The organism is Virgibacillus salexigens (genome assembly GCF_000723585.1).
GTDB lineage: Bacteria > Bacillota > Bacilli > Bacillales > Amphibacillaceae > Virgibacillus > Virgibacillus salexigens.
In genome coordinates, this window is sequence record NZ_CCDP010000003.1 from 295,592 (window position 1) to 309,004 (window position 13,413).

Consider the following 13,413-nt stretch of genomic DNA (forward strand, 5'->3'; position numbering starts at 1 on the left):
CTAGTTTTGATAAACTAAAGAAGCATATCTGTTCGTCGCCTCTTTGTCAGTTTCCATAAAATAAGATTGAGATGGCACAAAATGATAAAAAAGTGTTCGTTTAAAGTCGCTATATTTATTTTTACTAAACCTCATCTCAAGAACTGGCATTTTTAATTCTTCATCTTCACTTTCCCAATAAATGTCAGCTGCTTGTTCTTTAATACCGACTTCGTTATATAAAAGACATAAAAGATTTGCTTCGTATTCGATTACATTGTTCTCTTTTAAATCATCATTAATTGGTCTTTTAGTTCCAGTCTTTCTCAAATGAGCAGTGCACATAAAGGTAATATCATATGTCTGAGCATACTGTTTGATTGTTTTTGCGATATGGCCAATTTCCTTTTGATGGTTAGAACCAAAATTTTCAGTAGTGCGTAGATCATAAAAGCTATCTATTCCTATTACTATTTTAGTGTTTTCAGGGAGCTCCATTTTCAAGTCTTTAATGTGATTTTCTAGATCTTCAATCGTTTCAGGAATTTCTTCTGAATCCATTAAGTTGAAACGCCTTGCATTTCTATATAGGTTTTTTAGACCTTCATTTCTTCTTTCCATAGCATCTGTATTATCCTGATAACGTTCTGGTGATTTAGCTTGTCCGATAGTTATTCTTTGGTCACAAGCAATCCACCGTGGCATGAGTTCATATACACTATCATCTTTAGAATGATATTCACAATAAACATTTTCATTACGTTCTGATATATTTTTCATTAGCTGAAGCATAAATGCTGATTTACCTACGTTAGGATTAGCACCGAACAATATGAAACCACTTTGTATTCCTCCATCAATTGCCTCATTAAATTCAGTAAATCCAGTGTCTAATCCGCCATTTTTCCCTCTACTCCAGGAATAATCATCTACCCTTTTAATCCGATTTAACATTGCCGTCTCACGAGCTGATGGAGTGTAATGTAACAAAGCTTCTGGATTTGTTAAATGTATTCTATGTTGATTAGTTGTATCGACCGCAAATGCATTTGATTCATCAGCAATATTGTTTTCCATTTGCTGCATCATTTGCTGAAAGTTACTCGGTTGATTCATCATCTTCGCCCTCCTGATTAGCAACATTATATTCCTTATTAAATAGAGGACATATTTCTTTTTCGCAAACACCGCTTAGCTTTTTAAACGTCTCACAACCATATCTGTATTGACTGTTATAAACGGAGTTTACCGTTGTTTCAATTTCATTTTTACGTAATGGTGGCTGGCAGTTTTCTTGTCCCCACAAAATCATACGATGCATTGCTTCTTCTCTTTGCATGCCCTGTTGAAAATAAAAACTAGTTAATGCTGCCGCACTATTATTACGCTCATCTATCGTTTCTTTAAATAGCTTTTCTCTCATTCGTTTTATGCAAGGTGGCTCAACCTTTAGCTTTCGAATTTTACCTTCATAGGTTTTAATGCTATTAACTCGCTCTGTCCAGATCTCAATATACTTCTCAAATGCCTTTTTTGCTTTTGAAGAGAAGATGACATCAGGCTTTTTTAATTCTCTAGGTTGTCTGGCTAACTCAACAATATCTGCAAAGTTGCAGTTCTTGAATTCATCATAAGTAATAGGTATTTTATATAAGCCACTTTTCTTATTAATGCTGTTTACCATCCGAAACATTCGTTTATCATCATAAACTCTAGTATCAATGGTTTCGTGCTTACAGTATCTTTCAACATCATTAGCAATTTCTTTGTATATCTGATTAAGCGCTTGATGTGGTTCTAACCCCATCACACCTGCATCAACAGTTAAGTGTATTCCTTTGTTCCCTGAAAAGAAAAACTGAATTTGAGAAATATCAATGGATAAAATAATGGTTAGATAACGCACTGCTTTAGCTACATCTTCTTTTATCTTTAAGTAATCTTCTTCACTAGCAATTACATAATCAAAGTCCAAGTAAAAGTCACCAAATTTCAATGAATCAGAAGCGTTAATTATCATTCTGTTTTTATCATCTGTAATCCATATCGGGTTAATGTAATGCATTACAGTTTGATATACACCAAAGTTATTATAGTGCTTTCTAAACAATTCAGCTTGATTTGGCCACATAAATTGTTTTCTTCTAAATTTATATTTATCGTGATTTAAATCGGCTCCACATTCAACAAATACATTCTCATTTTCAGTATTGCTCATAACCATTAGCGACCTTTCTTGGTATTACATGATTAATTCCTTGCATTTGATGAATATTACGCTTTGCTTTTATTGCATCTCTTGCGTCGTCAATGTATTTTTCGATATGAAAAGCGTTAGTCAATGCCCGTAATTTCATTTCTTGTCTTTTTTCTTGTGCAATATCAATCATAAATAATATTTCATCTATATCATAAAATCCTAATAAGTGCTTAAACCTTCCCTTGTCCTGCTTCATTGTATTTTCGTTATAATTTTGTTTATTAGATTCATACCAGTAAGCTAATAGGTCTTCTAATGTAAAGAGCTTTTTCATTTCAAGAAAGAAAGCTTCTGTGTGACATTCATACTCTCTAGTTTCTTTGTTAAATCTCAACCGGCTAGGAGGGGCGGTTTCCCGTAGCCGGTTATGATAATAGAACACATCAGGCTCTATAAGGTTGTGAGGAGGTACTTTCTCATTCATGATTTCCTCTATATGATAAATATTATTTAGAACTGATGGATATGACCGTTTAAATGCATCTAGTTCTAATTTGATAAGATCTACAGTCCACCCTTTCACTAATAGCTTTTCTATAGCTGTACAAGCTGATTCTATGCGTTTTCCATGTTGAAGTGTTTTATTTGTTATGTTTACTACAAAATAACATGCCAGATCTTGTACATTATCCATATTTATCCCCCTTACGCCGATACATTGTTAAGATACTTATTAAATTCCTTTATATTTTCGGGTGTTAAATAATCGAAATTAGCTTTTTCATCTTTAAAATAATCACGTAAATAAGCTATCATTTCATCATCATTTTTAACGTTCAGACGAACTTTATGTTCCGCAAAGTTTTGTAATTCTTTCATTGCGAGTTCAGTTTGCCACTGTTCTGTTCCTGCTTTTGATTGTTGTGTGGTAGTCTCGTTTGCTTTTGAATCATCTGCAGGTGCTCCATATTCTATCTTTGCTGCTTCATTTTGATTCGCAGTAGCTTGAGGTTGCTTTTCTGCTTCATAAGCGTTAGGAGTTGCTTGTTGAGTATTTTGTTCTGGAACATTATCGAAAGGTGTTTCTACTGTTTGATTATTGTACATCATACGATCTACTTCTAAAATGTCCTGCTGAACAGTATTTTGCTGGTCAACAACAGCCGGCCCCTGATTCACCGAAGAATTATTATTTACTATAGGTTGCTGACCTTGATTAAAATTTCCATTATTTTGATATGGTTGTTGATTCTGCATCTGTTGATTTGGGAATGGTTGCTGTTGTTGTTGATACATTCCTTGTTGCTGGTTAAATTGCTGTTGATTACCCCATTGTTGTTGAGGATTATTATTAAAATTTTGTTGTTGTCCATTTCCCCATTGCTGCTGATTCATATCGTATACGTTATTAGACTGAGGTTGGTCTGTCTGATTTTCTTCTTGTACCTTGATTTTAGAATAAATTTCTTCTCCTACTCCAAATAATGAAGCACATTTAGTAAAACAGTTTGATGTAGCTGCTTTATAAGCAGAATCTTGATTATCTTTTCCTCCAACCCCAACTTTAGATCCGAATTGCTCTCTTCTACCTACTCCAGGTATATACATGTAGCCTCGAACATGATAAACAAATCCATCAAAATACCATTGGTTTGTATTCTTATTAAACGAATGTACTTCTTCTTTCCAGCGGTCTAAAATCCCAAAATCCCAATATGTAATTCCTTTAACTGCATTATCAAGGATTTGACGCATTGTATTATGACCCATATATGGTTTTCCTCCACCTTTACCAGGCTTTGTTTCTAACCATTCTTCTTTATATTGTTTAAGTTTATTTTTTACTAGATCAATTTCATCAAAGCTTTTTGGTACGAAATTATTTAGTTCTTCCATACATCATCTCTCCTGTTTTTTAGTTTGAAAAACATAATTTGTAATGCATTACATTTATATTACCAAATAGATGATGTTATGGCAACTACATTCTATAATTTTTTTAATTTTCTTTTATTATTGCTTGTTTACTGCTCTTTTTTAGCTTTTTCTGGTTCTTCCCCAACATCAATTACTGATTTTCTATTATTAGCTCGGATAGTCTTTGCTTTAATTTCAGAAGCCACAAAGTCAATTACCCAATTTGGTATCCATCTATCCCACTTCGCTCTTACTGAGTTTGCAGTAAAACTCTGGAGCACATGATACATCAGACCAAAGCTCACTCCGTAGAATAAAAATCCAGGAGTGTTAAACATAGTATCCAAAAAGTTTGATGCAGCTGGAATTAACAATATGACTATAGTACGAAAAATTCCTTCGATGCCATATTCTGAAGTATAAGTTCCATCCTTTATAGATGCAACGATACCTGCAATCCAATCCATTAATATTATAATACATAATCCAGCTATCACATGACCTCTCCCGTCTCCATAGAAGTAATTAATAAATGGACTTAGCATAAGACCTAGAGAAGCAAATAATCCTGTTTCTGGTTGAATAGTGGGTATTGTAAATATACGATCAAATGAAAAACGAAGCACTTAAATAACCTCCTTATATTAAACTTTGGTGTAATGAAGTCGAACAGCATGTAAACAAGGTGCAACTCCATTGTTTGGATCAATAAATAAATTGGTTTTAATCCATAACTTTTTATTTATATTATTAGACCATTCTTCTTCAGATAATGGAATTAATACATTATTTTGCTCTTTGAGAACTTCAAACTCAAGTACATTTCCTTCTAATTGTTTTAGATCACTTCTGTATGTTAAAGCTTTATCATTAATAATAAAGTGTTCTACATCTTGTATGGAATACATGCCTACTTCGCTCATATCAATCGGTGTCAAAACAAAACCACCTTTGGATTCAAATGAAGTTAGCGACACTCCTATTTCCTGTGCCCCTAGTACGAATACCTTTTTATCTCCAATTTGTAATGGTGTATTTTGTGTAAGTGTAATACGAATCTTTTGGACAAGCTTCTTTGGGAAATACCATTTCGTTTTAGGGGAAAGTTTAGGTGAAGTAGCTATTTCATTTTGCTTAAACCCTTCTATTTGTTCCCACGAATCATTATAGTGAACCTCTACATTAGAAATCTCGATGCCTCTCTCTGGATGAGGATGAATTTGTATTGTATTTATATTTAAGTTATTTACCAAATTTGTTGGAATTTCTACCTCAATATAAGCTACTTCCTTATCAGGAGCATATAAGGCGTCGTAGGTCACCATTCTTCTCCAATATGAATGATTATTCCCATTGAAAGCATTATAAATATCGTTGTCTTCTACTTGCCCTTCATCGCTGTTCCTAGTTACAGTTACATTTAGAGAGTCTGGTACTACTACCTTATTATCCTTGTCAAAGACATGTGTCTTTGGGATATGACTTGTAACTGGTATGCATGCGAATCGGTTATTTATATCTATTTCTCCTCTTGCATCTGATACGTTACTGTCCTGATCTTCAGATGGATAAGTCGTAGTCATCTCATTTATAAAACCAGTCTTAAAAAAATTCCCATTGTAATAGTTATTGCTATTATCTAATATCTTTAAACGTTCATTGATTTCACTAACTTTATCTTCCAGCAATTCTATATAATTCTGCATGGCAACATTCTCGGATAATATAGTGATGTAAGATTCTTCTAAGAACTGATTATTTTGATAGGTACTTTTATATAGCTCAACAAGATCTAGATACTTATCGTCTTCTGATTGATTATAATCGCTGGAAGAGGTTGGTCCTCTAAATCTTGCATTTCCTGGCTTACTTATAGGCATTCTCATAATCTGTACACTTCCTTTCTGCCTCATTGGTTTTATAATGAAGATTAGCCAACTTTTGATGTATTTTCTCTAGCCCAATGCTGTCATCATTAATGGTAACTTCCGTGGCACTATATGATACATATAAAGTTCCAGTATCCTTACCAAGATTTAATTCTCTAATGTCAAATAATAAGTAATGCCCTTCAATAGAATAAAATGATTCATCTATAATTTCATTATCTAATTTTACCACAATATTTGTGAATCCGCTTATATGCTCCGAACTGTTAAGCAAGTATTTAACCTTCTCTATAGTCGCCTGATATACCTTTTCTTCTGCTATTTCTCTTTTATTTACGTTTTCCGCTTTTCTCCCTTTAAACCACATGTTAATAGTTTTATCTAATATAGAAGTATTCTTTGAGATATCATCATGAATTTGCCGAATATCATATAATTGTTCGTAATTACTATTTAATACTTTTTCTGATTCTCTCGTACCACGATATCGTGCATTTCGTTTAACGTGATGTGGGAGCTTGTAAGTATTTGCTTTGCTCTTCTCGATTACAACTTCCTGATACGGATCTAAAATATCCTCTGCTTCTTTTTCCTCTTCAATTTTATCTTCTATTAGTGATAAATCAGAAAAAATTTCTATATCTTTAACATACTGATGATTTTCACCATCAGATGTGGTAGCAGAGTACTTAATTGTATAGAAACCTGACAACAAAGGCTCAATTGTTAAACTAAGCCTTCCTTGTTGTTTTTCTAATAAGGCAACCTGATCAAAATTCCATTCAAAGGCATCTATATTTTCTAGATCTGTTATAGAGAGAGTTAATTCTTTTCCAATTAGACCTTTGTCTATACTTTGTATCATTTATCTCATCCTATCTTGCACGTAATTTTATTTCATGAATAGTAGGTGTCACACTTATATTACTATCTTCTCTTTTCAATTTAGCTTTAAGTAATAGCTCATTTGAGAGTGATTCATCAGAAATACCCGCTTCATATTTAAATTGAAATAAACAGTCTTTTGGCAGATAATTTAATACAACTTGCCGCTCGTAAATAGTAAAGTGTTCTCTATTGTTAGGGGATAAATTATAAAACAGTTGATGTGTATCCAAGTAAGTCATTGGATTCAGCTCTGCTCGTATTTTTGTTTGATTATGGAAGTTAAATTTACCTAAATAGGTTTCAGATGGTAAGTAATCATCCCGTAAATCTTTTCTTTCTTGCATGTCACCCCAATGATATAAAATAACTATTTCGTTCCAACCTCTTTTTAAATTCATTGTAATTTCATCATGAACCGTCTTTTGTCTGCTCTGGTTAACATAAACAGAATAGGTGCCTAAACGTTTGCGAATACCAGTAGGAAGAGTTTGCAACAAGGCTAAGCTCATAGGGGAAGTAACAGCTTCTTCCATATATACACATGTTGTAAAACGATAAAGATTATCAGACTTACCAGATTCATTTCCTTTAAGCCGTAATGTATTACTAATTGGCAGGAAATCAATGTCTATATTCTCTGGATTTTGTTTTATTAAATTAGACCAGTGATAATTTAAAGGTATTTGGCCAGTAAAAGGTGAATATGTTTTTTCCCTTTTCCATTGATTAATTCCTCGGAATAACTGAGCATTCTGAATGGTTTCAAATGTTTCTTTGTCTTCTCTGGTTCCTGCATTTTCTAATATTTCTGAGATGATTGGATCGCCATTATCTTTAATTAATCGAAACACTTTCATCCCATTTATAACTTCTCTTGTTTCTTCTCCTTTTTTGATATGGGCCGTTCTTAAGTGTTTTGTATTAAATTCAATAAGTTGACTGTATTGAGGGTTATTTTCGTCCATTGAACTAATTGGGTGCCATGATAAATCATTTACTTGTTTGTTTGGATCATATGCTGCGATTTCATAATCAATAGAAGTACTTGGAGGTGCATCATGCTCTGCTTCTATACTAACCATACGAACAGGGCCTGAAAATTGAATTGGTTTAGTAAAAAGCTCTCCTTCAGTTTCATATGCTTTTTGAAAGAACGAGATATCCTTTGCTCCAAAGTAGAATTGATATTGTCCGGCAGACCGATCATCATGCTCTTTCTTCTCATATATAAACTTCACTCCTGTGGCATTTATTGGTGAGAATTCCCATACCTCTAAGTCAGTAACCTCTCTGTAGTTTTGCTTACCTGGAAGAGGGTGAAAAGAACTTCCGTTTGTGGTGTATTCTACTTTTGTATAAACGGGCTTTCCATGATGTGCTAGATAACGTATTTCATTTATAGTTTTTTGTTTCTCAAATAAAACCGTTAATTCAGCTCGCATTCCCTTTTTATCTTCGCCATCAATTGAACCGGGAGTTTTCGTTTTGACAACTTCCCACCAACTGGTATTTTTATTGTTATCAAACGCCCTGCTTAAGCTCTCTAAAGCAGCTGTCCTACTATTTGCCATTAAAGTATCAAATTGTGCTTTAGATGGATCTACCTTTACTTTTGATGAAAGGTGATTCATATCTTTTAAGGATGCTTTTCTTTTCTTTAAGTCTAAACTTACAGAGCTGTTCGCCTGATCAATATGTTCAGCACTTTCAAAGCTAATAATTTCACCATCAAAGTACTTATGATCAGTGTTCGATTCTATCATTAGTAATCTGCTAATATCCCTATCAAGTAGTGAAAGATCATATTTCAATTTTTCTCTTTCAGTTTGTACGTACTCGAAGTCTGCCATAGATTGCTTTGTTTGATTGATTGTTGTTTCATAGGCATCCGATAAATCGGTATAAATAGCATTTATATTTTCATTGTACGCTCGATGATTAGATGCTTCTTTTCTTCTAGCAAGAATTGGTCGGAAAGATGGGGCTCCTAGAGTATTACTCCGGAGCCACCCACTTAGGTGATGTGTAATCGTTTGGAATGATGGATACCTTCCATGAAACATGTAGTGTTTAATTATCTTTTCGATTGCCCTATTCATCTGTATTCTACCGATACCCATTATACTTCTCCTTTATTATATAAGTCTGTGAAGTGTACAGTTAATTCTTGTGTTGTTATATTCCCAGCTTCATCATTGGCTTGTATCTGAATGACTTGTGAGCTATCAGGGATATAAGAAATGATAGAAATAATTTTGTCAGCTAAATCTTGTAATTCTTCATGAAAAGCTGCATTTGTTATATCTAAAGAAATCCCTTCTGTATCATTTATTAAGGTTATATAATCTGGCTCACTGTCAATTTCTTTCTCCCAAATAACACTTACATGAATTTTTCGTTGTAACATGTCATCTTTTAAACCTTGTGTTATGTTCTCAGTAATATTGGTATCAGTTACCATAATAATATGTTTTTGTGCATCATCTCTCAGTTGGTCATATAATGATGCGGCTCCATAAATTTCATCAGTAATTTGACGAAATGCTAAGTTCTCCCAACCTCCACCATTGATTACTAAATCTTGAATTGAAAAAGTATCAGCTGACGTCATATTACCTCTTTGCTGTTTTTCATTGAAAGCACTTCCTATAAATCCAATATGAACATCTAGCCCTCTATTTTGTAAATTACTTAAAAAGAGATCCATATTGTTTTTTACATTTGTGATGTTATCTTCCATGCTTCCAGAGGTATCTATAACAAATATCATATCTACTTTGTTACTAATCTCTTCCTCATATTCGACTGGATCTGGCACTTGAATTGGTAGACGATGATCGATGATCAATTCTTTTTCCCTATTGGTTGCTTCTTCGGTAAATTCGGTACTTAAACTTCGAATCACCCAGTTTCCTAAGGCTGTTTCATCTGACACGCTTCCTACCAATGGCAAGTTGTTATCGATTAGATCTTGGTAATAAAAAGGGTTCGGGACTTCATTTAAATTAATTATAGGAGAAATGATGTCAAAGAATGGTGCATTCTCATGATCATCAATTGTGTTTGATACCGTACATAGTTGGTTCATAATATCTCGAGAAAACTCGACCACTATAGCTGCTTTGCTACTATCTAGAGAAGGAGCAAAACCATTTGGAAGTCCGTCTGATTGAAGCCAATCTACTATATGTTCAGCTTTTTTATAACCAATTAATTGAGAGCTATTCGTTGTGTAATTTGTCTCAATTACTATTTTGGTCGACCATTCTGTTCTTACCGTGTCATATCTATCTCTTATGAGTATTCCAATAGCGCTAACATATAATGACTCACTTGTTTCGTTAATAACGCCAATAGCAACTCCATGATGTTCTTGATACCAACCTATAATTGCTTCTATATTTATGTCGCCTATTTTAAACAAATAGTTAGGTCGATCGAGTTCCACCTGTTTTATTTCAAATGTCTTCGTAACTTGGTTATAGTACTGAATAAAAATTTTCCTGATTTCTATACACTCATGAATGTGTTCCTGATCAGGATCTATGATAGGATCATTTGGCTTTATATCCAGTAATGGATGATAATCCAAATCAATAGGACAACTATTTTCTTCCCATCCAGAATTAATACTAAAAGTTAGCCAATCATTGATGCGGTTGAGAGTAGGAGCAGAGATATAATCACCATTAGCGATATCATTTATCCATTCTGTTGGCTTGTCATCTGGTGAGCCTATCATTAAATGACTATTAAATACTCCATCTGTTTGTTGTGTGATTTTAGAAGACCACTGTACTTGCTGCTCATTGCTTTTATTTAAATAACGTATTCCAACTGAATGTAAAACAAAAGCCCGATTTCCATCGTGATAACCATTAGATATCATTACTGTAGGACCTGACATTTCAGTATTCCATCCGACTGTTACTAAAGTTCCTTCTCCATTATCAAATTCATAAGGTAAAATATCTTTAGCCAACTCTATTTCCTGTACTTCATTATGATACTCATTGTAATAATGCACTATAACTGACAAGAGTTCATAACAAGAGATTGTCTCATCTTCTTCGCATTCCTCAATTGTTGCAGAAAACATTTCTGTATCTCTTGATTTTTCATCTTCTGCTATGATTTGAAACGTAACAATATCTCCTATTGCTAATCCTAGCTCAATAATTCTTGAATAAGGAATAACCCAATTAAATATTCGCTGATTACTGGTGGCTACATTTGCCAAAGAATGAAAGCTTATATCCTCATTGCTTTCAATTGTTGCAATATCAATAAACGTACCATTGATCCATAGTTCTATACCGGTAATAGGATTGGAACTAGATGCAACTCCGCTTATATAAATAGATTTATCTAAACAAATAGTATCTGGCTCATTTTCAATTAATAAAGTGACTGGCTCATAGTCATCTTCAGGATCATATCCTCCTCCAGGAGGTATCCCTAGATCATTATCTTCATTCTCTTCGTTATCATCCTCTTCATCTGGAATAATAGGAGGTTTGGGTTTCTGAGGAGGCAATGTTTCGTAATCTCCTTCAATATATTCTTTCTCATACACACCTGCTTCAATATCTTCTTCTGTTGGCTTTGTTTCAACTTGAAAGCGAAACCCTTGGACTGTTGAACTATTATAACTTGTCTTTATATCACTGGCAGTATAATTGATATTACTCATCGTTGTCATGTTATCTTCTTCATCAGTAGGTCGTTCAATTATAATTTTTAACCTAAGAGAGAATATTTGATTAGTTGTTTCTATATAACCTTCATGTCCTTCGACTGCTTCTTCTTCCAATCCTACTTGTTGTATTGTGTATAGTTTAGGTGGGTTGTTTTCTAGACTTTCATGTTCAATTGGTGTAATTGGATGCCACTGTTTCCCATCATCAATAGACACAAAGTACGTAATCCAATTATATTTAATTAGACTATTTTCTGATAATAGATCACCAATTGTTTCGTTAGCAGATACTGAAATTCGTTCAATTGGTTTATCAAAGTAATAAGGTTTTGTAACTAGTTCGCCCTTTTCTTCATATTCACAAGATAATATTTCTATATCACGAATGCCTATGCAATATCTCCAACCTTCCAGTCTTTCAATTCCTGAATCGACTGTACTATCATCTGCAATAGACATAAGATCATTAGTTATTTTTTCAAGCTCATATCCCTTACTTTCTGATTTTTTCATCGGATAAAAAGCAGTTGTTTCTGTTTCACTCACATCAATTTGAATCCCAAGACTCTCTAAATTGATTAATGGTCCTTCAATTCTTGGAGCGTATTCAGCTTTATCTTTATGTTGGATTGTCTCAAAAACATAGTCATTACTATTACTGATATTCATTTTCTTTTCATAAAAGATATGTCCAATATCGGTGTAGTATTTATGCTTTTGTTCAAATAACACAGATATTACTTTTGCTTTTATTGGATCAAAACGAAAGGAGTAATCCGTATCTTGCTTTTTCTTATTCAGAACAGAAACAGGTGCCATTGTGTCATTAGATACTAAAATATTTTTTACTATTGCAGCTTGTGATCCATAATTAGGAGGTGTATACATTTGTAAATTAATTTGATTAATAATCTCTTCTTCCTCTAATACAATTTGTAAATGCAAACGAAGTACTCCATCATCAGGATCTTCAGCAAATGTTAATCGTTTATTGCCACTTACAACATACTCCCAACCAAGGTTCTGTGTTATTTTTCGTTTTTCATGATCTCGCAGGTTAATTCGTTCATATTCAAACCATGTATTTGCATCTCCATCTAAAGCGGCAGCATAGTTTCCATGATTATCGTTTTTTCCTACAAACTCATATCCACTTGTACCAGTAAGATAATCATCGGATACCATGGTAACTTCATTATTGTTCCCAGGAAACCCATTGGAATCAGATCCTAAGATAAAATCATTGTGCTTTTGATTTCCAGGAACAATTGTAATCTTTGCATTTTCAGCTACATTATTTGCATCGCCTTTCACTGGTAAAGACACACCAGTAGTAGAGATTTCTAATGGAATTCCTGAAATTCGGTCATAATCTATTTTAAATCCATTTAGAAAATCATCTCTTCCAAAGCGGATCATACCGTTATTCCCATAACCTGCATACATTTCCAAATCTTTTAGTTTATCGTATACTTTTTCATATTCTTTATTAATGATATCTTGCTGCATTACGTTATGGTTGAAGTCTGAGTAGAGGCTTCTTCCTAAAATATCAACTTCTTGAAATAATGTCTCTAAATCGGCTTTTATTTCTTTCATCATCTCGTTATAATCTTCACTCCAAGGAGGCCCATCTTCATAAGCGTATCTAGGAATAAGATTCGGAGACCCCATTTGTGTGAAAAAATCTTGAAAAGATTGAAATACCGTTTGAACCAATTGTGGTTCCGTATTTATTTGTCCTGAATTGAATTTTTCCATTGCTTTTTCAAATTGGTATCTTGATTGTAAATATAATAATTTTGACTCGTTATTAACTTGATCCATACTCTCCCTCTATT

At 33.4% G+C, this 13,413-nt stretch carries 9 protein-coding genes; all 9 read right to left on the reverse strand.

The window, feature by feature from the left end:
• Window positions 1–1,098, reverse strand: coding sequence for a DnaB-like helicase C-terminal domain-containing protein (locus BN990_RS19695; protein ID WP_158295260.1), 1,098 nt, complete (start codon window positions 1,096–1,098; stop codon window positions 1–3).
• Complete coding sequence (locus BN990_RS19700) at window positions 1,079–2,197, reverse strand: primase C-terminal domain-containing protein (protein WP_232620924.1); 1,119 nt, start codon at window positions 2,195–2,197, stop codon at window positions 1,079–1,081. Before BN990_RS19700 ends, BN990_RS19695 begins: the two co-directional genes overlap by 20 nt.
• The gene (locus tag BN990_RS19705; protein WP_038246608.1) at window positions 2,184–2,873 is read right to left on the reverse strand and encodes a hypothetical protein; all 690 of its coding nucleotides are present in this window, start codon (window positions 2,871–2,873) and stop codon (window positions 2,184–2,186) included. Before BN990_RS19705 ends, BN990_RS19700 begins: the two co-directional genes overlap by 14 nt.
• 11 nt (window positions 2,874–2,884) lie before the next feature.
• Window positions 2,885–4,075 (reverse strand): hypothetical protein, encoded by a 1,191-nt coding sequence (locus BN990_RS23020; RefSeq protein WP_074436710.1) that lies wholly within the window; start codon window positions 4,073–4,075, stop codon window positions 2,885–2,887.
• A 128-nt stretch (window positions 4,076–4,203) separates the two neighbouring features.
• Complete coding sequence (locus tag BN990_RS19715) at window positions 4,204–4,722, reverse strand: phage holin family protein (protein WP_074436711.1); 519 nt, start codon at window positions 4,720–4,722, stop codon at window positions 4,204–4,206.
• A gap of 18 nt (window positions 4,723–4,740) precedes the next feature.
• Window positions 4,741–5,982 (reverse strand): hypothetical protein, encoded by a 1,242-nt coding sequence (locus BN990_RS19720; RefSeq protein ID WP_038246611.1) that lies wholly within the window; start codon window positions 5,980–5,982, stop codon window positions 4,741–4,743.
• Window positions 5,963–6,850 (reverse strand): hypothetical protein, encoded by an 888-nt coding sequence (locus BN990_RS19725; protein ID WP_038246613.1) that lies wholly within the window; start codon window positions 6,848–6,850, stop codon window positions 5,963–5,965. Before BN990_RS19725 ends, BN990_RS19720 begins: the two co-directional genes overlap by 20 nt.
• Before the next feature lie 10 nt (window positions 6,851–6,860).
• Complete coding sequence (locus tag BN990_RS19730) at window positions 6,861–8,993, reverse strand: hypothetical protein (protein WP_038246615.1); 2,133 nt, start codon at window positions 8,991–8,993, stop codon at window positions 6,861–6,863.
• A complete protein-coding gene (locus BN990_RS19735; protein WP_038246617.1) occupies window positions 8,993–13,399 on the reverse strand; it encodes a vWA domain-containing protein in 4,407 nt (1,468 codons plus the stop codon). Before BN990_RS19735 ends, BN990_RS19730 begins: the two co-directional genes overlap by 1 nt.
• Between the last annotated feature and the right edge of the window lie 14 nt (window positions 13,400–13,413).